We start from the raw sequence: 25,449 nt of genomic DNA on the forward strand, positions 1-25,449 counted from the left end.
ACAGCGTGGGCCCCGTCACACTCGTGACGGGGCCCACGTGGTCAGTTGCGGGTCAGGACTCCACCGGAATCAGGCGAACAGGCGGTCCGTCTCGAAACCGGTCGCCAGCTGGCGGTAGAAGCTCCACCCGCCGCGGCCGTTGTTGGTGTAGCCCCACATGCGGCCCTGGGCGTCGACACCGACCAGGTCGAAGCGGCCGTCCTTGTTGAGGTCGCCGGGTGAGAATGCGGCCTTGAAGCCATGCCAGTTCTGACCGACCTGGCGGGCGTAGCCGATGGACGCGTTGGGCTGGCCGAGGTAGAGCCACAAGGTCGAGTCCGACGCGCGGATGCCCATGAGGTCGGCCAGTCCGTCACCGTTGAAGTCGCCGACAGAGAACAGGAACTTCATCGAGTCCCAGTTCTGGCCGATGACGGTGGCGCCGGTCAGGCCGTTGGCGGTGAGGGTGTAGCGGTACAGCCGGTGGTTGTCCTTGTTGCGGGCCACCACGTACTTGTTGGCCGAACCGTCGAGCGAACCGGCATAGGTGATGACGTCGATGCCCTGCCAGTTGCGGCCCACCTGCTTCCACGGGTTCAGCGCGCCCGAGGCGTCCGAGGTATAGATCCACAGGCTGGCATCACCGGGCCGCACGACCAGCGCGTCAGAACGCTTGTCGCCGTTCCAGTCCCCGATCTGGTTTATCGAGACGACATTGGCCAGCGCGGTGCCGCGCGTGCCGAGCAGGGTGGCCTGGGTGGCTGAACCCTTCCACAGTTCCAGCTGGCCGCCGGCGGTGATCACGTAGATGTCGGCGATGCCGTCACCGTCGTGGTCGCCGAAGACGCCCGATGCCGGGTAGGTGGCCGGCGGGGCCTCGGGGGTGGTGTTGATGCCGACGATGGCCGGGTCGTGGTCGGACGAGGCATACGGCGTCGGCTGGTGGAAGTCGACGACGTTGTAGTTGCGGCGCGAGTACTGCATGGCGATCGACTCATCGCCGTTGATCTCCCAGATCGCCGCACCGGCCACCAGGGCCTTGGCGGCGCTGTTGGCGAGCACATGGTCGAGCGAACCGAGGCGGCCGCTGAACTGGTAGCTGTACTCGTCGGCGGCGGCCAGGTTCTGGAAGCCTGCCTCGCCCAACAGCAGCATCGGCTCTTCCTGGGTGTAGGCGTTGAAGTCACCCAGCAGGAACACGGCCTCGCCGGCGAAGGTCGTGTTCGACCACGTGGCCAGCGCGGTGGCCTGTGCCTTGCGCGACGGGTTCGACAGGCCCTGGCCAGTGCCGTCGTCCTCGCCCGAACCCTTCGACTTGAAGTGGTTGGCAATGGCGATGAACTCAGTGGTCGACCCGTTGGCACGGAACTTCTGCGCCAGCGGCTGGCGGGCATTCGCGAACGCCGGGTCGCTCAGGATCAGGGAACCACCCACCGGGGTGACCTTGCCCTTGCGGTAGATGAAGGCCAGCCGGATGTTGTCCTCGTTCGGCGGCACCTGGCCCGCATTGGTGGGCACGAACTCCCAGCCCTGCGAGGCGTCGGCGGCGTTCAGCGCGGCGACGAGCGCGGCCAGGGCGTGGTCGCGGTCGTGACCGAAGTTGGCCGAGTTCTCGATTTCCATCAGGCCGACGACATCAGCGCCCATGCCATTGATGGCGGCGACGATCTTGGCCTGCTGGTCAGCGAATGCCTCGGGGGTGTAGGCGCCGCGCACCTGGCAGCCGTTGGCGGCCACGGGGGTGCCGTTGCGGTCGGTGTAGGCCTTGCAGTTTGCCTCGTCCTGGCCCAGGTCGACGAAGTAGTTGAGCACGTTGAACGCCGCCAGCTTCACATCGCCGCCGACGGCCGGTGCCGTCGTGGGCCGGTCGTTCTCGCTGGTTAGGAAGTCGACCTCGTGACCGACGACCTGGGTGGTGGGCTGGAAGTTCCACTGGAAGCGGTAGTCCAGGATCACCGGCTTGGTGAACGACACCTGGGAGTTGGTCCGCATCGGGGTGTCCTGCGACAGGTACGGCAGCGGGGTGTTCTTCGCCGTCGTGTTGGTCATGTAGTTCCACGACGAGCCGTCGTCGAGGGTGATCAGCTTCTTGAGGTTCTCGGCCTCGTAGGCGGCAGCCTGCTGGTAGGGCACGGCGTCGGTGGCCTGCACCAGCGGCTTGTCACCGAAGGCGAGCCCCAGCTGGCCGAACTGGTTCAGCTGGTAGTTGTTGGTGATGGTGTAGGTGCCCTTGGGGCTCACCAGCATGCCCTCGTAGACCTCTTTGGCAGCGTCGGTCTCGGGCAGGGTCGCCAGTTCGGTCGGCACGACGGGTGCGCAGTCGGTGGCCTCGGTGATCACCGGGGTGCCCGACAGCTGGGTGAGCCCGTTGAACTCAGCCGGGGCGCCCTCGACGGTCAGGCACTGGCCGATGGTCACGGACGGGGCCGAGCCGGTGTAGACGAAGATGCCGTCCGAGGCGTCACCGGGATTCTTGGCGACGCCGCCCGAACCCGGGGTCTGCAGGTAGAAACCGTTGAAGTTGCCGGTCGGGTAGGTGGCAGTGACGACACCCTTGGTGGTGACCCGGCTGGTCAGCGTGGTGGCCGCACCGGTGCCCTGGATCTGGGCGATCGGGGTGACCTCAGCTGGCGGCGTGGTCGTGGGCGGCGGCGTGGTGGGTGGGGTCGTCGTGGGCGGCGCCGTGGTGCTGCCGCCGGAGTTCGCGGCACCCGGGGTGGGCGTGCTCGAGAACGCGAAGTCGGCAGCGTTGTCGTTCGTGTCGTTGTCGCTGGTGCGGCCGATCGAGCCGGGGTCCGAGTTGGCGCCGGTGTAGGTCACGGCAGTGCCCTCGGGCAGGTTCGAGGTGCCGTAGCCCACCCTGTCGATGATGTTGACATCGCCTGCAGTCGGGGTGATCGCGGTGGTGCCGTTGACGAGGAAGATCGTGCCAGTCGTGCCGCTGGGGGTCAGCGCGCTGGTCTGGTTGACGTTCGGCAGGGCCACGCCGTTGGACCCGTTCGAGTTGGCCTGCAGGACGTAGTAGGCACCGGGTGCCAGGTCGACGTTGTTGAGCACGGCCACGGCGTTGGCCGCACCGGTTCCGGTGGCCGAGCGGTACTGCACGCTCAGGCCGTTCAGGCTGATCGGTGCACTGGTCGGGTTGTACAGCTCGATGAACTTGTGTGTGTACGGCTGGTTGGTCGAGCCGCCGCGGGCGTACACCTCGTTGATGAGCAGGTGGTCGGCAGCAGCAGAAGCAGTGGTGGCGGTGGCCACGAGTCCCGCGGCGACCAGGGCGCCCGCGACGGCGGTCGCGACCACTCCTCTCGCGCGGGTGAGGCTGACGGTCATGGTCGTCCTTCTGGGGTGTCGGTGGAAGACGGACCAGCCAGGCGGTGCGGGGCCCGTCCCCGCCGACGATAGGCCACCCCTACGACATGGCGCTGCTTGTCAGGCGGAGTTCACCACAACTTCGCCAGACATTCGACGTACGTTGTCACAACGACTCAGAACAGCTTGATGGGGCTGACCACATCGGCAATGATCAGCACCGCACCAGAGCTGACCAGGAACGCCCCGACGGCATAGGCCACAGGTAGCATTTTCGCGGTGTCGACATGCCCCGGGTCGGGCCTGCCACGCAGCTTCGCGAACCAGCGCCGGATGCCCTCCCAGATCGCGCCGGCCATGTGCCCGCCGTCGAGTGGCATCAGCGGCACCAGGTTGAGCAGCGCCACGAACAGGTTGACCGAGCCGAGCATCATGAACCAGCTCGCGGCGCGGTCGTTCGCCGGGATCGAGTCCTCTGCCACGATCTCGCCCGCCGTGCGGCTCGCGCCGACGATCGACATCGGGCCGTTCACGTCGCGGGGTTTGCCGGTGACCATGTCAGCGGCGACGTTCCAGACCTTGACGGGAAAGTTCGCCAGACCGACGACCGACTGCTTGGTCATCAGCCAGATGTCCTGGGTGGTGCCGACCGGCCCGGTGCGCTCCCTGGCGTAGTCGGGGCTCACCCCCATGAACCCGGCCTCGATCGTCCGCGACGGGTTGAGCCGGTCAGGCACCCCCGTGATGACGGTGTTGACCGTGGGCAGCGTCACCTGCGCACCCTCGCGCAGCACCACCACGGTCGCGGGCTGGTCGCGGTTGTCACGAATGAGGTCGCTGAAGTTCGTCCAGTTGCTGATCGGGGTGCCGTTGAAACTGACGATGGTGTCGCCGGCCTTCAGGCCCATCTTCGCGGCGGGCGTCTGCGGGTCGCCCGGCTGGCAGGTCTGCTCGGCGCGGGCTGCGGGGACGATGCACTCGCTGACCGCGGCGATGGTCAACTGGGGCCGGTACTGGCCGTGCAGCGCATTGACCGAACCGATGATGAGGAACGCCAGCAGGATGTTCATGGCCGGTCCGCCGAACATGATGATCAGCTTCTGCCAGGTCTTCTTCTGGTGGAACAGCCGGCCGTCATCGGCGGGGGTGATCTCTTCGTACTCGACTTCGCGGGCAGCATCGGCGAGCCGGGTCACCGGCCCCTCCTTGCCGGTGCGGGCACCCTGGGGCGGGTACATGCCGACCAGCCGTACATAGCCGCCGAGCGGGATGGCCTTGAACCCGTACTCGGTCTCGCCGCGCCGCGTTGCCCACAGTGTCTTGCCGAAGCCGACGAAGTACTTGGTGACCTTGACCCCGAAGATCTTCGCGGGCACGAGGTGGCCGACCTCGTGCAGGGCGATCGAGGCCATGATCAGCGCGAAGAACAGGATGGCCGCGCCGATGATCACCAGCACATCGCTCACGCGGCAGCCCCCTTGATGCGTTCGGCAGCTCGGGCACGGGCCCAGGCGTCGGCGGCCAGCACGCCGTCGACGCTCAGCTGGTCGTCGCTGAGGTGGCCGTCGCCGACGCCGTTGACATGGTCATCGACCACGGCGGCGACGGTGTCGACGATGCCCAGGAAGCTCAGCCGGCCGTCACAGAACGCGTCGACGCATTCCTCGTTGGCGGCGTTGAAGACGGCCGGGGCGCTGCCGCCGAGCTGGCCGCAGTGGCGGGCGAGTTCGACGGCCGGGAAGGCGTCGTTGTCGAGGGGTTCGAAGGTCCACTGGCCGGCTTTGGTCCAGTCCATGGGCTGGGCGGCGTTCTCGAGCCGGTCAGGCCAGGTCAGCCCCAGTCCGATGGGCAGGCGCATGTCGGGCGGTGAGACCTGGGCGATGGTCGAGCCGTCGAAGAATTCGACCATCGAGTGGACGATCGACTGCGGGTGCACCACCACCTGCACGGCGTCGAGCGCCACGTCATAGAGCAGCCCGGCCTCGAGCAGTTCGAGGCCCTTGTTGACCAGCGTCGAGGAGTTGATGGTGATCACCCGCCCCATCGCCCACGTCGGGTGGGCCATGGCCTGGTCGGGGGTGACGTCGGTGAGCTCGGCGCGGGAGCGACCCCGGAACGGACCACCCGAGGCAGTCAGCACCAGCTTGCGCACTTCGTCCTTTCGTCCCGCGCGCAGCGCCTGGGCGAACGCCGAATGCTCGGAGTCGACCGCGACGATCTGGTCTGGTGCCGCGGCGCGGGTGACGAGCCGGCCGCCAATGACCAGCGATTCCTTGTTGGCGAGTGCGAGGGTGGTTCCGGCCTTGAGGGTGGCGAGGGTGGGCAGCAGGCCTGCCGAGCCGGTGATGCCGTTGAGGACGACGTCTGCCGGCATGGCTGCGAGCTCGGTCGACGCGTCGGGCCCGGCGATGATCTTGGGCAGCTTGACGTCGCCCTTGTTCCAGCCCTGCTCGGCGGCCTGGGCATAGAGCGCCAGTTGCAGGTCCTGCACCACCGTCGGGCGGGCGAGCGCCACCACCTCGGGCTGCAGTTCGAGCACCTGGGCGGCGAGGGTCTTGATGTCGGACCCGCCTGCCGAGAGCCCCACGACACGGAACTGGTCGCGGCGGGTGCTGATGACATCGACGGCCTGGGTGCCGATGCTGCCGGTCGAGCCGAGCAGGATCACTGAACGCTGGTTGGTCACCGGTCCAGTGTGTCACGCCCCCAATTGCCCCTGAAAACCACAGTTGCCGTTGTGCCGGCACCAGGGCAACCGTGACGTTCAGGGGCAACTTTGGACGAGGCAAATACGCTGGCAGCATGACCCTTCCCACGCGACGCACCACCGGATCCGGCACCTCCGGCCGCGTGGCGCTGCGTGACCGGCCCCAGACCATCCAGGCGGTCATCGTCAACGCCGTCCTCGTCGCCATCATGTGGGTGCTCGAGGTCATCGACACCCTGCTGCGTGGTGCGCTCGACCTGCTCGGCATCCGCCCCCGCGACCCCGACAACCTGTGGTCGATCTTCACCGCGCCCTGGCTGCACTTCGGCTGGGACCACCTGATCAGCAACACGGTGCCGTTCCTGGTGCTCGGCTTCTTCATCCTCAGCTCCAGCTGGAAGGAATGGCTCGTCGCCACCCTCAACGCTGTGCTCGGCAGTGGGCTCGCGGTGTGGCTGTTCGCGCCGCCGAACTCGCTGACGGTCGGGGCATCCGGGGTCATCTTCGGCTGGTTCGGCTACCTGGTCGTGCGCGGCTTCCTCACCCGCAGGACGAGCCAGATCGTCATCAGCGTGCTGGTCGCGGCCATCTACGGCGGCATCATCTTCGGCATCCTGCCCACGGGCAGCGGCGTGTCGTGGCAGGGCCACCTCGGCGGGCTGGTCGGCGGCGTGTTGGCGGCTTTGCTGCTGCACACGGGTTCCAGGGCCGCCAGGTCCTAGGCTCAGAGCGTGCACCTCGAGATCGACTCACTCGACGACTTCGACACCTGGGCCGCCACGCCCGCCCAGACCCCGCAGCGCTGCCTGCGCCCGGGAGCGATGGCAGGGGTCTCCATCCAGTCGCTCGACCTCACCAGCCGTTCCGAGACGCTGCGCAAGGTGCCCGTCAGGGGCGTGCTGTTCCTCGGCTGTGCCCTCACCGAACCCGACGCTGACAGCCTGCTGGCCCGGGGCGCCCTCGTCTTTCCGCAACTGCCCGACCTGCCGTTCAACGCATACCAGAACGGCCTGCACACCGCGGCCGACCTGTACCGAGGTCTCGAGGACGGCTACCCGCACACCCCGGACGCGCAGGTCTATGCCTGGTTCCAGTCCCCCGCCGCGCAGTCCCTGCCCGGTGGGCTCGCCCAGGCCCTGCACGACCACGGCATCAGCGAATCACTCGACGACCTCTTCGCCGACGCCGACCCCGGTGCCAGCGTCGGCATCATGGGTGGTCACGCCGCGCAGCGCGGTGGCCAGACCTACCGGGACGCCGCCCGCGCCGGTGCCCTGCTCGCCGGCAACGACCGGGTCGTGCTCACCGGCGGCGGCCCGGGGGCGATGGAGGCCGCGAACCTCGGCGCCAGGCTCACCCCGATCGGGTCATCCGTGGACGAGCAGACCCTGACCGAGGCGATCGACCTGCTGGCCCAGGTGCCGACCTTCCACGACCCCGAACACAACGGCGCAGGCATCACCCGCTGGGCACGCAGCGCCTTCGAGGTGCTGGAACGCTGGCCGCATGGGGGCCGCTCCCTGGGCATCCCCACCTGGTTCTATGGCCACGAGCCGCCGAACGTGTTCGCCAGCCACATCGCGAAGTACTTTTCGAACGCCATCCGTGAAGACATCCTGCTGCAGCGCTGCCGCGGCGGGGTGGTCTACCTGCCGGGGGCGGCGGGCACGGTGCAGGAGGTGTTCCAGTTCGCGACCGGCAACTACTACCTGCCGGCCGGCGCCGAACCGATGCCGATGGTGCTGGTCGGGCGCGAGCACTGGACCACGACGCTGCCGGCCTTCCCCCTGCTGCAGGCACTGGGCAGGGGTCGTCCGATGGGCGAGCACGTGCACCTGGTCGACGGCGTGGACGAGGCACTGGACGTGCTGCTGGGGTGATCCCTGCCAGCTACAGCCGCGCGATCTCGACCCGAGGCCGCACGGCGATGTCGGTCAGGTGCACATCGGCGGGGGCATCCACGACGAAGCGCACGGTGAGCGCCACTGACTCGGGCCGGATGTAGCGCTCGGGCGCATAGTCGGCCTCGTCCATGCCCTGGCGCAGCATCGGCGTGTCGGTCTGCCCCGGGGCGATGGTGACGACCCGCACCCGGTGCGCCGCCTCGTCGATGCGCAGCACGTCGGCCAACCCGCGCAGCGCGTGCTTGCTGGCGGTGTACAGAGCACTGCCGGGCACCGGACGCGTGCTGGCCCCCGAGCCGATGAACACGACCGTGCCCCGACGGCGGCGCAGGCCCGGCAGCAGCCGGCGGGTCAACTCGGCGGGGGCGACCACGTTGGTGCCGAGCTGTGCCAGCCACGCCGCCCCGGTGGCGTGCTCGACGCTGACGTGGTCGCCGATGGCCGCGGCATGCACCACCACGTCGACCTCACCCACCGCTGCGGCCACCTCGTCCAGGAACTCACCGGAGCGCAGGTCACCGAGGTGGCGCACCACCCCGGTGGGCAGCGCCGCGACCGATTCCGGACGACGCGCCAACGCATGCACCTGGTGGGTGCGGGCGAGCTCGGCCGCGATGGCCGCACCCATGCCCCCACCGGCTCCCGTCACCACCGCAATGGGCGCGCTCATGATGCCCGCCGCTGCTCGTCGGCCTCGTCATCACTGCTGGCCAGCAGGTCGACCAACCGGTCGGCCACTCCCCCGGCCTCACGCAGCGTGGTCGAGTCAATGCCGGGCAGCGGCGCCTGGATGGCGTCACGACGCGCACCGTCGACCGGGATGCCGACGACGAACAGCCCCGGCACCACGGCACCGTCGGCACCGATCGTCTCGCCGGAGGCCGGCACGATGTCGACCGCACCGCTGTTGACGGGACGGCCGTGGCGGTCGGGGCGCGTCAGCGGGCGCACCAGCCCGTCAGCGACCAGACCGGTCACGAGCGGATCGGCGCTGGTCGCGGGGTTGGGGAACCGCATCCACGCGTCAATGAGCACCGTCGAGGCAACTTTCGACCCGGGCACCACCGGCGACCACATCGCGAACCGGTCGTCCTCGACCGCGACGGTCGACGACGGGCCGACGAAGTGCACCAGCCCGACCTCGTACAGCGCCAGCAACTGCTCGTTGCGGAACGCCGGCGGGCCCGAACCGAGCATGCCGCCCCAGCGCATGAGCCGGCGAAGCTCCTTGTCACCCTCGGCATCAACATTGTCGAAGGTGCTGGCCAAGCCCACGAACAGGCGGGCCGTCGAGATGGCCCACAGCCCGGCCTTGAGCGCCGAGTCGTGGCCCAGGTCGGCCTCACCCAGGTCGCGGGCCAGCAGCCCGGCGACGAACTCGTCGAACTGCTCAGGGCTGTCGAACGAGTGCCCCTGCGCCGGGAACTCCCAGTCGTTGGGCTCGAACCGGTCTTCTGGCGCCACATGCGTGGCGACAACCTCGCGCACCTGCGACAGCGGCGCATCGACGGGCAGCGCCTCAAGCGCCGGCACCAGCCCATCGGGGTCAGTGACAGCCTGCGGCCTCGTGCGCACCAGCACGCGGGCATGCTCGGTGATGGCGTCGCGCAGCAGCGCTGGCCACAACGTGTCGACCGGAAGCGGCCGGGGCGCGGTGGCCAGCACCTTGGCCAGGGTGTCCAGTCGCGCCCGCGGCGGCATCGACTGGTACCTGGTCTTCGACAGGAACGGGACGCCGCGGTCGCTGCCGACGTGCAGCACCGGCTCGCGACCACTCGGGCGGTACACCAGCCCCGACCCCGTCGAGAAGTCATCCAGGGCCTCGAACCGGCCGCCACGACCGATCGTCAGCAGGCTCATCGAGTCGAAGAAGCCCATGCCCATGCCACGCACCAGCACATGGTGGCCGGGTTCGACCAGGGACAGGTCCTGGTCGATCGGCGAGTCCGGGGCCACCCAGACGAGGTCGTCGGCATGGCCCGAGGATTCCACCTGCTCGACCAGTGCCGCGTCCGCGGCCCCCGGCACGACCGGCACCCAGCCCAGCGCCAGCACCACGGCCCCCGCATCGAGCTCGGCGCCGTTCGCCAACCCGACGCGATACCCCGAGGATGAGCCCCGCCGGCGCACCGAGACGGCCCGGGTGGGGTGCTCGACCACGCTCACCAGGCCGGTCGCGACCAGCGTGGCCACGGCCTTGCGGAACGCCCAGCTCGCATACTCACCGAACAGCGCCCGGCTCGGGTGCGACCACGGCAGCATCTGCTCGAGCTCGTCCGCGTACCGGTCGAGCGGGACGCCGTCGTCGGTGCGGCGGGACGCCTTCACCTGCTGGGCCCAGCCATAGAACGTCGGCCCCGCCACCACGGGACCAGCCCCGGAATAGGACTGGTCGGTGAAGAACGTCGACGCGTCGGCCAGTGTGTTCATGCACAGGTCGTCGGGCTGGTCGGTGCGCCAGACCGCGCCGGCGCCGAACTGGGTGGGTTCGACCAGGTGCAGCGTGAACGGCTCGACTGCACCCGGTTCGTCGGCCAGCCGTTGCCCGAGCACGGCGGCCAGCCGCTCCAGCACGATCACACCGCGGGGGCCGACACCGACGATGACGACGTCCCTCACGGTGTCCCGCCTGATCACAGCACCCGTCACAGTGCCACCTCGACCGAACTGCGCAGCGCGGTGAACACTTCGGGGTTCGTGTCGGAATGCAGCGTGCAGTTGGGCGCGACAATGATGCGGTCACCGGCAGCGCGGCGTGCATGCAGCACCTGCTGGTGCACATCGTCGGCGGCGAGGTAGGTCGAGGCCAGCTCGTCCAGCCCCAGCATCGGCACCCGCCCCTGGGCCAGCACCTCGGCAATGCTGGGCGACGACGACACGTCAGACCAGCTCGTCACCTCGAACGCGTGGTCTGCGTACAGGTCGAGGTTCAGGTCGTTGCCGTGCAGGTGCCCGATGCGCACCAGCCCCTTGGCCGCATCAAGCACGGTGCGCTCATGGGGGCCGATCCAGGTGCGGTGCGCGGACGCATCGAGCGCGAACGAACTCATGTCGCTCGAGGCGCCCGTGAGCGCCAGGAAGAGCCCGTCGACGCCGAGTGATGGCAGTTCGGCGGCATAGCGTGCCAGCAGGTCGGCGACCCGCCCCAGCACCCGGTTCGCCAGGTCGGGATCGTCCTCGAAGATGTCGACGACGTCCTGGCCGAACGAACGCACCGTGGTCTGGAACGGCGAGAACAGCGTCTCGACAATCGCGACATCGGGTTCGGCCTCGCGGATCGCGCGCAGCACGGCCCGCTGCCGGTCGAAACTCGCCCACTCGGTGCCCAGCGTGCCGAACGCCTCGAGACGCTCACGCAGGTCACCGTCCTGGGGCGTCGGCAACCTGAAGTCGTGCATGACCTTCAGGTAGTCCCAGTCGTACGACGCCAGGAATGCCAGGTGCAGGGTGGCCGCGAGCGACGGGTCGGCCATCGCGGTGCCGAAGTGCACCCACGCACCGACCGGCGGCCGGTCGACCTGTTCGCCGCGGGCGGCGGCGAGGAAGCGCTCACGCTTCGTGATGTCGTTCACAGTGCCGGCGCCCCTCCCAGGTAGGCCTCCTGCACGGCATCGTCGTGCAGCAGGTCGTGCGCCGAACCGCTCAGCGACAGCCGGCCGGTGGTCAGCACGTAACCGCGGTGGGCGATGCTCAGTGCCAGTTCGGCCATCTGCTCGACCATCAGGACGGCCACGCCAAGTTCACGGTTGAGCATGGCGATGGTGTCGAGCACCTCGTCGACCAGCCGGGGCGAGAGGCCCATGGTGGGCTCGTCCATGCAGATCAGGGTCGGTCGGCTCATGCAGGCACGGGCGAACGCCAGCATCTGCTGCTCACCACCCGACAGGGTGCCGGCGGCCTGGTGGCGGCGCTCACGCAGCCGCGGGAACCGCTGCCACTGTTCGGCCAGGTCGGCCTGGATCTGCTTGTCACGGCCGCGGCTCCAGGCCCCGACCAGCAGGTTGTCCTCGACGCTCATCTGCGGGAACACCCGCCGGGCCTCGGGCACCGACGCGATGCCGGCGGCGACGCGCCTGGCGGTCGACCAGCCAGTGATGTCCTCGCCGCGCCACAGCACGCGTCCCCTGGTCGGCCGGACCAGCCCGAGCACCGTCTTCATCGTGGTCGACTTGCCCGACGCATTGCCGCCGAGCAGCGAGACGATCTCGCCCTCGCCGACGCTGATGGTGACCCCGTCGAGCGCCTGGGCCTCGCCATAGAACACGTCGACGCCGTCGAGACGCAACAATTCGGCCTTCTGACCAGTAGTCGGCGATTCAGTCATTGTCGGGCTCCTGTTCTGCGTCGCCGGCGGGCTCGACCTGGTGGCGACGCCCCAGGTAGGCGCTGATCACGCGCGGGTCGTTGCGGACGTCCTCGGGCAGGCCCTGGGCGATGATGTGGCCTTCGTCCATGACGATGACCTTGTCGGACAGCGTCATCACCAGGTCGAGCTTGTGCTCGACCAGCAGGATCGTCTGGCCCGAGGCCTTCAGGTCGAGCAGCTGGCGCAGCACCTCGGCCGTCTCGGACTGGTTCATGCCGGCTGTCGGCTCGTCCAGCACCAGCACGTCGGGTTCGCTGACCAGGGCCCGGGCGATCTCGGTGCGCCGCCGGTTGGCATAGGACAGCGTGTGCGTCAGGTGCTCGGTGCGCGACCCCAACCGGGCCCTGAACCGATCGACCTGACGATCGACCTGCTGCTCGGTCTGGCTGCGTTCGGCCTTGATGGCCGGGGTGGTGACCAACGCAGCGGCCACCTCACCGAGCAGGCTGATCCAGCGCAGCACCGGCAGGTGTGCCAGTTTGCGGAACGGGCGCTGGGCGCTGAGTTCCGAGTGCAGGCCCACGGCGATGTTCTGGCGCACGGTGAGGTTGCCGAAGACGCGCCCGTTCTGGAACGTGCGGGTCAGGCCGTGCTCGGCGACCTCTTCGGGGCTGTGTCCGGCGATCTCGCGGCCGGCCAGCTGCACCGAACCCGAGTCGGGCCTGAGTGTGCCGGTGACCAGGTTGAGCGTGGTCGTCTTGCCCGAACCGTTCGGCCCGATGATGGCCAGGGTCTGGCCGGGCTCGATGGTGAAGCTGACCTGGTTGACGGCGTGGACACCTTCGAACGACTTGTCCAGGTTGGTGACCTGCAGGGCGGGGGTGCTCATGCGCGGGCTCCTTCCAGGTTCGTGTCGATGGTGACCTCGGGACGTGCCGGGGACGCGTCGACGGCGCCGGCAGTCGTCGCAGCGGCTGCGTCGTCACCGGCGTCGCCGTCCCGGTCATTCTTCGCCCGCTTGTCAGAACGAACGAACAGGCCCTGGGGACGGAACCGGACGATGAGCAGCAGCAACAGGCCGTAGCCGAGAATTCGGACATCGGGGGTGACGCGCAGCAGTTCGGGCAGGCCGACCAGCACCACGGCACCGAAGACGGCACCGAGCGGCGAGTTCATGCCACCGAGCACGATGATCGTCAGCGCCAGGACCGAGGTGGCGATCACGAACAGGCTCGGGTCGATGTAGCCGTTCTGGTGGGCCATCAGCGCACCCGAGATACCGGCGAAGAACGCCGCCACCGCATAGGCCAGGGCCTTGTAGTCGCGGGCACGCACACCGAGCGAACGGGCGGCGACCTGGTCGGCACCCACCGAGTTGAGCGTCGGGCCGAGGTGCGACTTGCGGATGCGCATGGTCACCCACAGGGCCAGCAGCAGGAAGAGCAGGTCGAGCAGGTAGAACTCCAGCGGCAGTGTCAGCGTGTGGCCGAACAGGCTGGGTGCCGGGATTCCGGGCAGGCCGTAGGCACCGCGGGTGACCGGTTCGGCCGCCCGGATGATCGCGACCACCACATAGCCGACGCCCAGGGTGGCGATCGAGATGTAGTGGCCGCCCAGGCGCCAGATCGGCAGCGTCAGCAGGGTCACCAGCAGGGCCGAGACCAGACCGGCCAGCGGGATCGCCAGCAGCGGCGGCAGGTTGAGCTGCATCGACAGCAGCGCCGAGGCATAGGCGCCCACGGCGAGCGGTGCGACCTGGCCCAGCGAGACCTGGCCGGCCGACCCGGACAGCAGGGTCAGCGGCACCGCCACGATGGCCATCAGCACGACCTGGTAGGCGACCGCCAGGAACGGTGCGGTCGCCAGTGCCGGGATGAGCACGATCGCGGTGACCGCGAGGGCTATCAATGTCTTCTTGCCGAGCCGCAGGGCATGACCGCCACCGAAGAAGGTGCCGGTCATCGGTTCTGTGGCGATCGCGGATTTTCGTCCGAACAGGCCATAGGGACGCACCACCAGGATGACGAGCAGCGCACCGAACGTGATCAGGTCGCGGATGCCCTCACCGAACCAATAGACGCCGTAGGCCTCGACGATGCCGAGCACGAAGCCCGCGACCACCGCGCCGGTGATCGAACCCAGGCCGCCGATGGTGGCCGCGACGAAGGCGATCATGCCGGTGAGCACATGCGACGTGGGCGAGACGCTCGACGTGTAGAGCGCGACGAACACACCTGCCAGACCACCGAGGGACGAGGCCAGTGCGAACGAGAGCGCCTGCACGCGGCCCACGGGCACGCCCATCTGGCGGGCGGCATCCGGGTCCTGGGCAGTGGCGCGAATGGCCCGGCCATAGCGACCGAAACGCAGGAACAGCGCCAGCGTCACCATGACGACCAGCGTCACGGCGAGCATCACGACGTCGGACGTGCCGAACGTGATGCCGCCGATGCGCAGGTTGTTCGTCGGGATGACGGCCGGAAAGGCACGCACCTCGGGGCCGAAGATGATCTGCGACAGGTTGTCGAGCACCATCGAGACCGCGAAGGTCGCCAGCAACGCCGCGATGGGTGGCGCTTTGGACAGCGGTTTGACCGCGACGGCATTGATGATCAGGCCCAGGATGCCGGTGGCGACGACGACCGCGAGCACGGCCGGCACGAACGACCAGCCGAGCACCGCGATGAACCACCAGCCCAGCATTGCGCCGAACCCGAACACCGAGCCGTGGGCGAAGTTGACGACGTTGGCCACGCCGAACACCAACGAGACGCCCACGGCCACGAGGGCATAGGAGTTGCCGTGGATCAACCCGGCAATGAATGTCTCGATCACAGGGTGCCCTTGCTGACGAATTCGCCCTTCTCGACGACGATTTCTTTGAGGATGACGTTGTTGGGGCGCCGCTTGTCGTTGAACGTCAGGTCACCGAGCAGCAGCGTCTTGAACGACTCACCCGAGCTCAGGCCCTTGTAGACACCCTCACGGGTGGCGCCGCCGACCTTGGTGGCCTGGGCCAGCACCTGCAGCGCGTCGTAGGCGTAGACGTTGAAGGCACCGGGGTCGACGTTGAACTTCGCCCGGAAGTCGGTGATGAACTTCTGGATGTCGGGGTTGGGGTCGGACAGGGTGAAGTTCTCGGCGAGCACGACACCCTCGGCCGCCTCGCCTGCAATCTCGAGGAACTGCGGGGTGGTCTGGCCGGCGAGCACCTTGCCGGTGAAGCCGAGCGAGCGCAGCTGCTTGACCAGCAGGCCACCGTCGGGGCCATAGCCCAGATGGGCAATGACATCGGGCTTGGCCTCCAGCCCGCGCAGCAGCACGGGACGGAAGTCCTGGGTCTCGGGGTTGAACGCGCTGGAGTAGACGACGTTCAGCCCGGCCGGGCCTGCGTACTTGGTGAACAGGTCGAACGAGGTCTTGCCCCAGTCGGTCTGCTGGTAATACACGGCGACGGTCTTGCCGTACTTGGCCAGCAGCTTGGTGTAGCCCTCCTGGTAGTTCTCCTGGGTCAGCGAGGTGGTCCACGCCATGGTGCCGCCCGCGGTGAAGGCCGGGTTCGAGTTGGTGAACCCGAACTGGACGAGCTTGGCCTTCTCATAGACGGGGGTGGCGGCCATCGAGGCGCCCGAGCTGAAGTCACCGAGTTCGGCGATGATCTCGTTGTTCGCGACGAACTTCTGGGCAATCGGCACCGACTGCTTGGGGTCGGACTGCGAGTCCTCCCACACCAGCTCGATCTTCTTGCCGTCAATGCCACCGGCATTGTTGATGGCATCCAGCGCGATCGCGAAGCCCTGCTCGTAGTACTTGCCGTACTCGGCCAGCTGGCCCGTGCGCGGCGCCGAGACACCGAACTTGATCACGGAGCTGCCACCACCGGATGCGGGGCCACCGGTCGTGTTCTGCTGCACCACGGAGCAGCCGGCCAGTGCCAGTGCGGCAGTACCTGCGGCGCCGGCGAGAAAGCCGCGGCGGCCAAGGCGGGAGATGTTCGAGGTCATGGTCGTTTCCTTCAGGTGGGCACCGAAAAGGTGCTGCTGGGTGCCGGCGGAAAGGTTCCGGCGTTGTGTGTTGTGGTGTGTGCGATTCCCGCAGGATCGCGTGGGGCTGCCGGGACATGGGCCGGTGCCGGGGGCTGCTGGCAGGACGCCTGTCGGCATCGCACAAGACCCGCTCGGGGTCAGGGCCAGGCAACTGGAGGTGGTCCAGCTGCGCTCAGCAACAACAGATGATGGGGTGCGCGCGCATCGGGAGCGCGGAACTCGGGTGGCAGAACAAGGGCATGCCGAGGTCGCGCGACGTGGCGAGACCCCAGGTCTCGTCGCGAGGTGCGCTCGTGCCCACTGCCGTTCCCCCATCAGGTTGACGTTGGCCCAACTGTACGGCGGCGCGCAGGGGGGATGGAATTCTCATCCGCATGCCGGGCACGGGTTCGGCTGTTGGCGTAAACTCCGCGTCCGCGCTCTCAGACTGCGGTGGCCGCCAACTGCCCGCAGGCACCGTCGATGTCGCTGCCCCTGGTGTCCCGGATGGTGACAGGCACTCCCCTGGCCTGCAGCCGGCGCACGAACTCGGCCTCGACGGCGGGGTCCGATGCCGTCCAGATCGAGCCGGGCGTGGGATTGAGCGGGATCAGGTTGACGTGGAACCAGCCCCAGTCACCGCGCTTCTTGAGCACGCGCGCCAGCAGGTCGGCCCGCTCGGGCTGATCGTTGATGTCCTTGATCATGATGTATTCGATCGACACCCGCCGGCGGGTCTTCTCGGCGTAGTGCCATGCGGCGTCGACGACCTCGTCGACCTTCCAGCGGGTGTTGATGGGCACGAGTTCGTCGCGCAATTCGTCATCGGGTGCGTGCAGCGACAGGGCGAGGGTGACCGGGATGCCCTCACCGGCCAACTGCTCAATGCGAGGCACCAGGCCGACGGTCGAGACGGTGATGCCACGGGCGCTCATGCCCAGCCCGTTCGGGGCAGGCTCGACCAGGGTGCGCACCGCACCCATCACGGCCTTGTAGTTGGCCAGCGGCTCGCCCATGCCCATGAAGACGATGTTGCTGACCCGGCCCGGCCCCCCGGGCAGTTCGCCGCGGCTGAGCTTGCGGGCACCGTCGAGCACCTGCATCACGATCTCACCGGTCGACAGGTTACGCTGCAGCCCACCCTGACCGGTGGCGCAGAACGGGCAGGCCATGCCGCAGCCGGCCTGGGAGGAAACGCACATGGTGGTGCGGGCCGCGGAATGTTCGCCGGCGCCGTAACGCATCAGCACCGACTCGACCAGCGAGCCGTCGTGCAATTTCCACAAGGTCTTGATCGTTGCGCCGCGGTCGGCACGCTGCTGGTTGATCTCGGTGACCAGCGTGGGGAACAGCTCATCGACGAACTGCTGGCGGGCGTTCGCAGGCAGGTCGGTCCATTCGTCCGGGGTGTGCGCGAGGCGCTCGAACCACTGGTGCGACAACTGCTGCGCACGGAACTTCTGGTGGCCCAGCCGCTGCACCGCGGCGATGCGCTCGTCAATGCCCAGGTCGATCCAGTGCGCCGCCGGCTTGCGGCGCTTCGGTGCGGTGAAGACCAGCGGCAGTTCCTTGCCCGGTTCGGCCAGTGGCTGTGCCGGCATCGGCAGTGGGGCGGCGGCATGGTTGCGTCCTCGTCCGGCCCGGTTCTCGGAGTCGGGAAGGCGCAGCTTCGGGGCGACGGCCTGGGCGCCGCCGGCGTGCGCCTCGACCCGCACGGGTGGTGCGGCCAGGGCGTCCTGCTCTTCGGGGATCTCGCCGAGCTGGGTGCTGTTCACGGGGCTACTCCTGGGTCATTCTCAACCGCCCGGCACGGTCAGGTAGAGCACCAACCATGCCACAGGGGCAGCGACGAGCAGCGAATCGAGGCGGTCCATCACGCCGCCATGGCCGGGCAGGAAGCTCGACATGTCCTTGATGCCGACGTCGCGCTTGATCATTGATTCGATCAGGTCGCCGCAGGTGCCGAAGGCGACCATCGCCAACCCGAGGACGACGCCCACCCACCAGGACGCACCGAGCAGCCACATGGCCATCAGCACCCCCACGCCGACAGCGAAGACCACGGACCCGGCCAGCCCTTCCCAGGTCTTCTTCGGTGAGATCACCGGGGCCATCTTGTGCTTGCCGAACAGCACCCCGGCAACATAACCACCGGTGTCGTTGGCGGCCACACAGACGATGAACGCGATGACGCGCTCCTTGCCCTGTTCACCGCCGAGCATCAGGGGCACGGCGGCACCGAGCAGCGACACATAGGCGACGATGAACAGGCTCGCGGCGGCGTCCTTGACGAAGCCCTGCGGGCCACCTCGCAGCCGGAAGATGAGTGAGGCGATCACCGTCAACGACAGCAACGCCAGCAGCGTGGGTGCTGCGCCGAGCCCGCGGTCGGGGTTCAGGCTGACGTAGTAGGACGCGACCTGGATGGCGACCGTGCCGATGATGATCGGCCAGATCGCGGCGGTCATGCCGATGCGCTTGAGCGCCTGGTACAGCTCGTGGGCGGCGAAGGACAGTGCGACCGCCACGAGCAGGGTGAAGCCCCAGTGGAACCAGCCCAGGGTCACCACGACCGCCGCCAGCAGCCCCACGCCCACCGCGATGGCGGCAGGCAGGTCACGACCCGCCCGGCTCACAGGCTTGGGCGGGTCGTGCATCAGGTGCGGGTCCAGGTGTTCCTGACTCATGGCGATGTCGGCCGTCGGCTCAGACCTCGAGCAGCTCGGCTTCCTTGCCCTTCAGCAGGTCATCGACCTGATCGACGAACTTCTTGGTCGAGGCGTCCAGGGCCTTCTCGTGACGGGCAAGCTCGTCCTCCGAGATCTCCTTGTCCTTCTCGAGCTTCTTGTAGGCGTCGATGGCGGTGCGGCGCACGTTGCGGATGGCGACACGGGCCTCTTCAGCCTTCGAGCGGGCCATCTTGATGTACTCCTTGCGGCGCTCCTCGGTGAGGGCGGGCAGGTTGATCCGGATGACATTGCCGTCGCTCGACGGGTTGGCGCCCAGGTCTGACTCGCGCACGGCCTTCTCGATGGCGGTGATCGCCGACCGGTCGAAGGGGGTGATCAGGATCGTGCGCGCCTCGGGCACCTGGAAGGTGGCCAGCTGCTGCAGGGGGGTGGGGGCACCGTAGTAGTCCGCGGTGATCTTGTTGAGCATGGCGGGGTGGGCGCGCCCGGTGCGGATCGCGGCGAACTCCTCCATCGCGTGCTCGACGGTGGCCTGCATCTTGAGTTCGGCCTCGGCGGTGATGTCGGATGTCACGCTGGTTCCTTCCTGTGGTGGGCCTGCTGTGCAGCAGGCATCGATATTGAGCCTAGCGGCACGGTGTTGTCACTGGTGGCGAACTCACTGGTGGACGGTGGTGCCAATCGGCTCGCCGGCGATCACGCGGGCGATGTTGCCCTCGGTGTCGAGGTTGAAGAACACCATGGCCAGCTTGTTGTCGCGCGCCAGGCTGATGGCGGTGGCATCGGCGATCTTCAGGTCACGGTTCAGGTATTCGTCATAGCTGAGTTCGGTGAACTTCTTGGCGTCGGGGTTGGTGCGGGGGTCGGCGTCATAGACGCCGTCCACGCCCTGCTTGCCCATCAGCAGCACGTCGGCACCGATCTCGAGGGCCCGCTGGGCGGCGACGGTGTCGGTCGAGAAGTACGGCATGCCTGACCCGGCGCCGAAAATGACCACGCGCCCCTTCTCGAGGTGGCGCTCGGCGCGGCGCGGGATGTAGGGCTCGGCGACCTGCCCCATCGTGATTGCGGTCTGCACGCGGGTGGCGACGCCGGCCTTCTCGCAGAAGTCCTGCAGGGCCAGGCAGTTCATCACGGTGCCCAGCATGCCCATGTAGTCGGCGCGGTCGCGCTCGAAGCCCAGCTGCTGCAGCTCGGCGCCGCGGAAGAAGTTGCCACCGCCCACCACGATCGCGACCTGGGTGCCGGCATTGACGACCTCGGCAATCTGCTTGGCGATCGACGAGACGACCACGGGGTCGACGCCGAGCTGGCCACCACCGAACACCTCACCGGAAAGCTTCAACAGGACGCGATGGTAGGGCTGGGTCATGGGGACTCCTTCGAAGGCGTGGGCTGCCGGAGAGCCTACCGTTTCCGGACTCGAGACGACAAAGCACGGGCCCCGCACCAGGTGGTGCGGGGCCCGTGCCGTTGCCCAGGGGCTGCGACGCTCAGGCGCCGGCAGAGAAACGCGCGAAGCGGGTGACGGTCACGCCGCCCTCTTCGAGCAGCCTGCCGACCGACTTCTTGTCGTCCGAGACGGCGGGCTGGTCGACCAGCACGACGTCCTTGAAGAACGCGTTGACGCGGCCCTCGATGATCTTGGGCATGGCCTGCTCGGGCTTGCCCTCTTCGCGTGCGGTCGCCTCGGCGATGCGACGCTCGTTCTCGACGGTCTCGGCCGGCACCTGGTCACGGGTGACGAACGAGGGGCTCATCGCGGCGATCTGCAACGCGACCGAGTGCACGAGATCCTCGTTGTCGCCCTGGTACTCGACGAGCACACCGACCTGCGGGGGCAGGTCAGCGGCGCGGCGGTGCAGGTAGACGTGGGCATCGCCCGACGCGTAGGCAGCCTGGGCCAGCTCGAGCTTCTCGCCGATCTTGATGGCGAGCTCGCTGACGGACTCGGCCACGGTCTTGCCCGAGGCAAGCTTGGCGGCGTTGGCCTCGTCGACGCCGTTGGCCTGGGCGGCCTCGACGGCGGCGGCGATCTCGTTGGCCAGCGTGACGAACTCCTCGTTCTTGGCGACGAAGTCGGTCTCGGCGGCGAGCTGGATCAGCGCGTTGCCGCTGGCCGCCACCAGGCCGTTGGTGGCCTCACGGTCAGAGCGCTTGGCGGCCTTGGCTGCGCCGGTGACGCGCAGGATCTCGACGGCCTTCTCGAAATCGCCCTCGGCCTCGGTGAGGGCCTTCTTGGCGTCCATCATCCCGGCGCCGGTGGCGTCACGGAGCTTCTTCACGTCGGCAGCAGTGATTGCCATGATTTCCAATCTATTGGTGAGTCGTTGGGCAGGTGGTGGTGACTCAGACTTCAGTTGGCCTGCTCGGCGGCCTCGTCGGCAACCTCAGCAGCAGCGGGGGCCTCGGCCTCGGCCTCGGCGTCGGTCGCCTCGACCTGCGCGGGGGTCTCGACGACACCCTCACGGTTGGTCTCGGCCTCCTGGGCGCCGGCCAGCAGGTCGCGCTCCCAGTCGGGCAGCGGCTCGGGCTCGGTGCCGTCAGCGGCCTGGCCCGAACGGGCCAGCAGGCCATCGGCAGCGGCGTCGGCCACGATGCGGGTCAGCAGCGCGACCGAACGAATGGCGTCGTCGTTGCCCGGGATCGGGAAGTCGACCTCGTCGGGGTCGCAGTTGGTGTCGAGGATGCCGATGACCGGGATGCGCAGCTTGCGGGCCTCGTCGACAGCCAGGTGCTCCTTCTTGGTGTCGACGATCCAGACGGCCTGGGGCAGCTTCGACATGTCCCGGATGCCGCCGAGGGTCTTGCCCAGCTTCTCGGACTCGCGCTTGAGGCCGAGCAGTTCCTTCTTGGTGAGGCCGCCGGCGACGGGGTTGTCGAGGTCCATGCCCTCGAGTTCCTTCAGTCGCTGCACGCGCTTGATGACGGTCTGGAAGTTGGTCAGCATGCCGCCCAGCCAGCGCTGGTTCACGTAGGGCATGCCCACGCGGGTGGCCTGCTCGGCGACAGCTTCCTGTGCCTGCTTCTTGGTGCCGACAAACAGCACCTGGCCGCCACGGGCGACAGTCTCGCGCACGAAGTTGTACGCCTTGTCGATGTAGGTCAGCGACTGCTGCAGGTCGATGATGTAGATGCCATTGCGCTCGGTGAAGATGAAGCGCTTCATCTTGGGGTTCCAGCGGCGAGTCTGGTGTCCGAAGTGGACGCCGCTCTCAAGCAGCTGACGGGTGGTGACGACGGCCATGGCCGGTCCTTTCTGTGGGAGCACAGCACGGCTGGCCCCAAGGGTTACGTCGCACCGAACTTTTCGGTGCTGCCTGGTGCAGCGGCCATCCCACCCGACGTTGCCGGGACCACAGGGGTGGCCGTGTGTCTGCACGGTGAAGTCAGCCCACGCGTGGGCTGCTGTGCCCAGTGTAGGCAACCCGACGGGATCGGCGCCAATTGCGAGACCCCACCCGGCCGGGGCAAGTTTTTGTCCACAGGGTGTTGTCCGTTCCACCCGGACGCCCACCGCGCCGGCATAACCGGGGCATGACACCACTGCCCCGTCGTCCATTGCTCATCTGCCTGCTCACCGGACTGCTGGTGCTCGTCACGCTGGTGGCGCCGGCAGGCCAGGTGCCGCGGGCCGCAGCGACTGATCGTATCCCCGGGCTGGTGCTGCAACAGCCCGTGCCCGGCGTGCTGCAGCGCGGCTTCTCGGCCCCGCTCGAGCGCTGGGGTGCCGGGCACCGAGGCGTCGACCTGGCCGCGGCGGTGGGCGACCCGGTGCGCGCAGGGGCCGACGGCACCATTTCGTTCGCCGGGCGGGTCGCGGGTCGCGGGGTGGTCACCATCGACCATGGCGATGGCGTCAGCACCACCCACGAGCCGGTCGAGGCGGCCGTCTCGCGGGGCGACAGGGTGGTGACGGGCCAGGTGATCGGCCGGATCGGCACCGGCAGCCACGGCCGGGCCCTGCACTGGGGGCTGCGCTGGTCGGGCACCTACCACGACCCGATGCTGTACCTGCTGGGACAAGGGCAATCCTCGCCCGGGCCGGTCCGGCTGTTGCCGACCGATGCGCAACCCCGACCATTGGCGGTGGTGGCAGGTCCGCTGGGCGGCGGCATCCCGGTGACGGGTCCGGTGACCAGCCCGTTCGGCATGCGCCGCCATCCGGTGCTCGGGGTGTGGAAGCTGCACGACGGCGTCGACTACGGCGCACCTTGTGGGGCACCGATCAGGTCTGTCGGGTCAGGCAGGGTGGTGCTCGTTGAACGGCATGCGGCCTATGGCAACCGGGTGGTCATCGACATCGGGGGTGGGCGCCGCCACGGCTATGCCCACCTGGGCAGCATCGGGGTGCGGCTGGGCGACCAGGTGCCCGCCGGTGGTTACGTGGGTGCAGTGGGGTCCACGGGCTATTCCACGGGCTGCCACCTGCACTTCATGGCCTGGCAGCACGGGGTGGTGGTGCCGCCGGTGTAGCGAGGACTACGCCCTGGGGTGCGCCTGCTGGAACGCCGCCTTCAACCGTGCCGACGTGACGTGGGTGTAGATCTGTGTGGTGGCCAAGGACGCGTGGCCCAGCATCTCTTGCACGGCGCGCAGGTCGGCACCGCCCTCGAGCAGGTGTGTCGCCATGGCGTGCCTCAGTCCATGGGGGCCGACGTCGGGTGCCTCGGGCACGGCGGCCACCGCGCGGTGGACGACCTCGCGGACCACCCGCTGGTTGATGCGCCGCCCCCTCGCCCCGACGAACAGGGCAGCCTCGACCGGCCCGCCCGTGGGGGCGATAACCTGCGACCGCACCACCAGCCACGCGTCCACGGCGGTGATGGCCGGGGTGCCGAGCGGCACGGTGCGCTGCTTGTCGCCCTTGCCGAGCACGGTGATCGAGCCGCGGTCGCGGTTGATGTCACCCAGGTTGAGCCCGCACAGTTCCGAGACACGGATGCCTGCCCCGTAGAGCACCTCGAGCATGGCGACATCGCGCTGGGCCAGCGGACCACCACCGGGGTCGGCGGCATGGTCAATGGCTGCACGCATGATGGTGTCGAGGTCCGTGGTCGACAGGTGCGCCGGCAGCGCCCGGGTGACCTTGGGGGTGGCGAGGCGGGCCGCCACGTCTTCGCTGACCAGTTGTTCGCGCACGAGCCATCGGTACAGCACCCGCACCGAGGCGGTGCGCCGCTGCAGTGTGCTCGACGCCGCCCCCGCGCGGTGGGTGCGCCCCAACCAGGCACGAAGGTCGGCGACCTGAACGGCGTCCCAGCGGTCGATGCCGCGGCCTGCCAGGCAGTCGACCAGGTCGGCGAGGTCGCTGCGGTACGCACGCACGGTGTGGGGCGAGCGGTCATTCACCAGATCGGCGATGAACTCGTCCACGGGTGTCGTGAGTGCTGGGCTGGGCATGGTCCCAGCATGCTGCATCACCCGAGGGCTAGCGTGGACGACATGACGCGAACACTGTGGGTTGGCTGCCAGACCGACGAGACCGGCACCGACGGGTTGATCAGGGCGGTGACCAGCGGCCCGGACGTGGTCGAACAGACCGGGTCGTGGCAGTTCGAAACGCCCGGGTGGCTGACCAGCGCCGACGGCATCGTCTATGCCACCCAGCACACGCAGAACTCCCCCGTCGCCGCGCTGCGGCTCACCGAACGCGGCCCCCAGGTGCTCAGCCACGTCGCGACCGAGGGGGTCGATGGCTGCCATGCCGCGCTCGACCCCACCGGCGAGCTGCTCGCCGTCGCGCACTACACCTCTGGTTCGGTGGCATTGCTGTCGACGACTGACCAGGGCGAGCTGCAACTGCTCGATGTCCTTGAACTGCAGGGCTCGTCCGGTGTGGTGCCGGACCGGCAGGAAGCACCGCATGCCCACCACATCGAGTGGCTCTCGGACGAACAGCTGCTGGTGTGCGACCTGGGCGCCGACCTGGTGCGTCGGCTGCAGGTCGTCGAACGCCACCTGGTCGAGGACCCGGGCATCCGCATGCCCGAGGGCTTCGGGCCGCGGCACCTCGTCAGCCGGCGGCTGGGCAACGACCTGCTGCTGGCCGTGGCGGGCGAGCTGACTGGCCAGGTGGCGGTCGTCCGCCTCGATGATGAGGGCCACGACGCGCTGGTCGGGCTGTTCGACGGGTCGGCCGGCGCGGACGCGCAGCCTTCGGGCATCCGACTTGACCACCGCAATCGCCTGTGGGTGGGCCAGCGCAGGGTCAACACCCTCGCACACATGGACTGGGAGCCCAACGGACTGGTGGGGCCATTCACCGAACTGCCCCTGGGCGGCGAGGGGGTTCGCGACCTGCTGGTCGAGCGGGCCACGGCTGGCGCCGGCACGTCGGGCACGCGGGTCTGGACGGCGCTGAAACAGGGCAATCGCGTGCAGTCGTTCACCGAGACCGCCGAGGGACTGGTGCCGGGCAGGGCCCTTGAGGTGACCTCGCCCATGGCGCTGTTGTGGCAGGACGAGGTGCACCGCGACTGAATGTCAGGGATCGGCATGTCAGCGGTCGGCGCTAGGTTGGTGG

At 68.6% G+C, this 25,449-nt stretch carries 21 protein-coding genes; 4 read left to right on the forward strand and 17 right to left on the reverse strand.

Going from position 1 to position 25,449, the window contains the following annotated elements; genetic code table 11:
- Positions 1 to 69 precede the first annotated feature (69 nt).
- The 3 genes from ACQCX5_RS12175 to dxr all read right to left on the reverse strand — a co-directional run bounded on the left by ACQCX5_RS12175 (position 70) and on the right by dxr (position 5,977).
- Positions 70 to 3,312: an ExeM/NucH family extracellular endonuclease gene (locus tag ACQCX5_RS12175; RefSeq protein ID WP_434542299.1), complete on the reverse strand. Its 3,243-nt coding sequence runs from the start codon at positions 3,310 to 3,312 to the stop codon at positions 70 to 72.
- 155 nt (positions 3,313 to 3,467) lie between these two features.
- Positions 3,468 to 4,757, reverse strand: coding sequence for a M50 family metallopeptidase (locus ACQCX5_RS12180; RefSeq protein ID WP_434542300.1), 1,290 nt, complete (start codon positions 4,755 to 4,757; stop codon positions 3,468 to 3,470).
- Complete coding sequence (dxr, locus tag ACQCX5_RS12185) at positions 4,754 to 5,977, reverse strand: 1-deoxy-D-xylulose-5-phosphate reductoisomerase (RefSeq protein ID WP_434542301.1); 1,224 nt, start codon at positions 5,975 to 5,977, stop codon at positions 4,754 to 4,756. Before dxr ends, ACQCX5_RS12180 begins: the two co-directional genes overlap by 4 nt.
- A gap of 230 nt (positions 5,978 to 6,207) precedes the next feature.
- Here dxr and ACQCX5_RS12190 point away from each other — a divergent pair, with 230 nt between their 5' ends.
- Both ACQCX5_RS12190 and ACQCX5_RS12195 read left to right on the forward strand, forming a co-directional pair.
- Positions 6,208 to 6,720, forward strand: coding sequence for a rhomboid family intramembrane serine protease (locus tag ACQCX5_RS12190; protein ID WP_434542417.1), 513 nt, complete (start codon positions 6,208 to 6,210; stop codon positions 6,718 to 6,720).
- 9 nt (positions 6,721 to 6,729) lie between these two features.
- Positions 6,730 to 7,878 carry an LOG family protein gene (locus ACQCX5_RS12195; RefSeq protein ID WP_434542302.1) on the forward strand — a complete coding sequence of 383 codons (1,149 nt, stop codon included), beginning with the start codon at positions 6,730 to 6,732 and terminating at the stop codon, positions 7,876 to 7,878.
- Positions 7,879 to 7,888: 10 nt separating this feature from the next.
- On the opposite strand, the gene ACQCX5_RS12200 is transcribed toward ACQCX5_RS12195, so the two are convergent.
- The 13 genes from ACQCX5_RS12200 to rpsB all read right to left on the reverse strand — a co-directional run bounded on the left by ACQCX5_RS12200 (position 7,889) and on the right by rpsB (position 22,170).
- On the reverse strand, positions 7,889 to 8,572 hold the full coding sequence (locus ACQCX5_RS12200) for an SDR family oxidoreductase (protein WP_434542303.1): 684 nt from the start codon (positions 8,570 to 8,572) through the stop codon (positions 7,889 to 7,891).
- Complete coding sequence (locus tag ACQCX5_RS12205) at positions 8,569 to 10,521, reverse strand: FAD/NAD(P)-binding protein (RefSeq protein WP_434542304.1); 1,953 nt, start codon at positions 10,519 to 10,521, stop codon at positions 8,569 to 8,571. The genes ACQCX5_RS12200 and ACQCX5_RS12205 overlap by 4 nt, the downstream gene beginning before the upstream one ends.
- Before the next feature lie 26 nt (positions 10,522 to 10,547).
- Entirely contained in the window at positions 10,548 to 11,474 is a 927-nt protein-coding gene (locus ACQCX5_RS12210) for a uroporphyrinogen decarboxylase family protein (protein WP_434542305.1), read from the reverse strand.
- The gene (locus tag ACQCX5_RS12215) at positions 11,471 to 12,226 is read right to left on the reverse strand and encodes an ABC transporter ATP-binding protein (RefSeq protein ID WP_434542306.1); all 756 of its coding nucleotides are present in this window, start codon (positions 12,224 to 12,226) and stop codon (positions 11,471 to 11,473) included. The genes ACQCX5_RS12210 and ACQCX5_RS12215 overlap by 4 nt, the downstream gene beginning before the upstream one ends.
- On the reverse strand, positions 12,219 to 13,097 hold the full coding sequence (locus tag ACQCX5_RS12220) for an ABC transporter ATP-binding protein (protein ID WP_434542307.1): 879 nt from the start codon (positions 13,095 to 13,097) through the stop codon (positions 12,219 to 12,221). Before ACQCX5_RS12220 ends, ACQCX5_RS12215 begins: the two co-directional genes overlap by 8 nt.
- Positions 13,094 to 15,043 (reverse strand): ABC transporter permease, encoded by a 1,950-nt coding sequence (locus ACQCX5_RS12225; protein WP_434542308.1) that lies wholly within the window; start codon positions 15,041 to 15,043, stop codon positions 13,094 to 13,096. The genes ACQCX5_RS12220 and ACQCX5_RS12225 overlap by 4 nt, the downstream gene beginning before the upstream one ends.
- Complete coding sequence (locus ACQCX5_RS12230; protein ID WP_434542309.1) at positions 15,040 to 16,212, reverse strand: ABC transporter substrate-binding protein; 1,173 nt, start codon at positions 16,210 to 16,212, stop codon at positions 15,040 to 15,042. The genes ACQCX5_RS12225 and ACQCX5_RS12230 overlap by 4 nt, the downstream gene beginning before the upstream one ends.
- Before the next feature lie 464 nt (positions 16,213 to 16,676).
- A complete protein-coding gene (rlmN, locus tag ACQCX5_RS12235; protein ID WP_434542418.1) occupies positions 16,677 to 17,834 on the reverse strand; it encodes a 23S rRNA (adenine(2503)-C(2))-methyltransferase RlmN in 1,158 nt (385 codons plus the stop codon).
- A gap of 195 nt (positions 17,835 to 18,029) precedes the next feature.
- Positions 18,030 to 18,920, reverse strand: a complete 891-nt coding sequence (locus tag ACQCX5_RS12240) for a phosphatidate cytidylyltransferase (protein WP_434542310.1) — start codon at positions 18,918 to 18,920, stop codon at positions 18,030 to 18,032.
- Positions 18,921 to 18,939: 19 nt separating this feature from the next.
- A complete protein-coding gene (frr, locus tag ACQCX5_RS12245; protein ID WP_434542419.1) occupies positions 18,940 to 19,461 on the reverse strand; it encodes a ribosome recycling factor in 522 nt (173 codons plus the stop codon).
- Positions 19,462 to 19,581: 120 nt separating this feature from the next.
- Positions 19,582 to 20,295 carry a UMP kinase gene (gene pyrH, locus ACQCX5_RS12250; RefSeq protein WP_434542311.1) on the reverse strand — a complete coding sequence of 238 codons (714 nt, stop codon included), beginning with the start codon at positions 20,293 to 20,295 and terminating at the stop codon, positions 19,582 to 19,584.
- Between the two features lie 121 nt (positions 20,296 to 20,416).
- A complete protein-coding gene (gene tsf, locus ACQCX5_RS12255) occupies positions 20,417 to 21,229 on the reverse strand; it encodes a translation elongation factor Ts (RefSeq protein WP_434542312.1) in 813 nt (270 codons plus the stop codon).
- 50 nt (positions 21,230 to 21,279) lie between these two features.
- Positions 21,280 to 22,170, reverse strand: coding sequence for a 30S ribosomal protein S2 (gene rpsB / locus ACQCX5_RS12260; protein ID WP_434542313.1), 891 nt, complete (start codon positions 22,168 to 22,170; stop codon positions 21,280 to 21,282).
- Positions 22,171 to 22,460: 290 nt separating this feature from the next.
- Here rpsB and ACQCX5_RS12265 point away from each other — a divergent pair, with 290 nt between their 5' ends.
- Complete coding sequence (locus ACQCX5_RS12265) at positions 22,461 to 23,399, forward strand: M23 family metallopeptidase (RefSeq protein ID WP_434542314.1); 939 nt, start codon at positions 22,461 to 22,463, stop codon at positions 23,397 to 23,399.
- A 6-nt stretch (positions 23,400 to 23,405) separates the two neighbouring features.
- Here ACQCX5_RS12265 and ACQCX5_RS12270 read toward each other — a convergent pair whose 3' ends face one another.
- Positions 23,406 to 24,326: a tyrosine recombinase XerC gene (locus ACQCX5_RS12270; protein WP_434542315.1), complete on the reverse strand. Its 921-nt coding sequence runs from the start codon at positions 24,324 to 24,326 to the stop codon at positions 23,406 to 23,408.
- A gap of 42 nt (positions 24,327 to 24,368) precedes the next feature.
- Between ACQCX5_RS12270 and ACQCX5_RS12275 the strand changes: the two genes are divergently transcribed.
- Entirely contained in the window at positions 24,369 to 25,406 is a 1,038-nt protein-coding gene (locus ACQCX5_RS12275) for a lactonase family protein (protein WP_434542316.1), read from the forward strand.
- Positions 25,407 to 25,449 lie beyond the last annotated feature (43 nt).

Origin of the sequence: Aestuariimicrobium sp. G57, from assembly GCF_050110855.1 — a bacterium.
GTDB lineage: Bacteria > Actinomycetota > Actinomycetes > Propionibacteriales > Propionibacteriaceae > Aestuariimicrobium.

Excerpts from the sequence above, each read along its gene's own strand:
- ACQCX5_RS12200 (WP_434542303.1), bottom strand. The coding sequence starts at position 8,572 with ATGAGCGCGCCCATTGCGGTGGTGACGGGAGCCGGTGGGGGCATGGGT.
- rlmN (WP_434542418.1), bottom strand. The coding sequence starts at position 17,834 with ATGCCGGCACAGCCACTGGCCGAACCGGGCAAGGAACTGCCGCTGGTC.
- ACQCX5_RS12230 (WP_434542309.1), bottom strand. The coding sequence starts at position 16,212 with ATGACCTCGAACATCTCCCGCCTTGGCCGCCGCGGCTTTCTCGCCGGC.
- ACQCX5_RS12220 (WP_434542307.1), bottom strand. The coding sequence starts at position 13,097 with ATGAGCACCCCCGCCCTGCAGGTCACCAACCTGGACAAGTCGTTCGAA.
- ACQCX5_RS12275 (WP_434542316.1), top strand. The coding sequence starts at position 24,369 with ATGACGCGAACACTGTGGGTTGGCTGCCAGACCGACGAGACCGGCACC.
- ACQCX5_RS12265 (WP_434542314.1), top strand. The coding sequence starts at position 22,461 with ATGACACCACTGCCCCGTCGTCCATTGCTCATCTGCCTGCTCACCGGA.
- ACQCX5_RS12240 (WP_434542310.1), bottom strand. The coding sequence starts at position 18,920 with ATGAGTCAGGAACACCTGGACCCGCACCTGATGCACGACCCGCCCAAG.
- ACQCX5_RS12175 (WP_434542299.1), bottom strand. The coding sequence starts at position 3,312 with ATGACCGTCAGCCTCACCCGCGCGAGAGGAGTGGTCGCGACCGCCGTC.
- frr (WP_434542419.1), bottom strand. The coding sequence starts at position 19,461 with ATGCAGGCCACCGTCGAGCACGCGATGGAGGAGTTCGCCGCGATCCGC.
- tsf (WP_434542312.1), bottom strand. The coding sequence starts at position 21,229 with ATGGCAATCACTGCTGCCGACGTGAAGAAGCTCCGTGACGCCACCGGC.
- ACQCX5_RS12215 (WP_434542306.1), bottom strand. The coding sequence starts at position 12,226 with ATGACTGAATCGCCGACTACTGGTCAGAAGGCCGAATTGTTGCGTCTC.
- ACQCX5_RS12190 (WP_434542417.1), top strand. The coding sequence starts at position 6,208 with ATGTGGGTGCTCGAGGTCATCGACACCCTGCTGCGTGGTGCGCTCGAC.
- ACQCX5_RS12270 (WP_434542315.1), bottom strand. The coding sequence starts at position 24,326 with ATGCCCAGCCCAGCACTCACGACACCCGTGGACGAGTTCATCGCCGAT.
- pyrH (WP_434542311.1), bottom strand. The coding sequence starts at position 20,295 with ATGACCCAGCCCTACCATCGCGTCCTGTTGAAGCTTTCCGGTGAGGTG.
- rpsB (WP_434542313.1), bottom strand. The coding sequence starts at position 22,170 with ATGGCCGTCGTCACCACCCGTCAGCTGCTTGAGAGCGGCGTCCACTTC.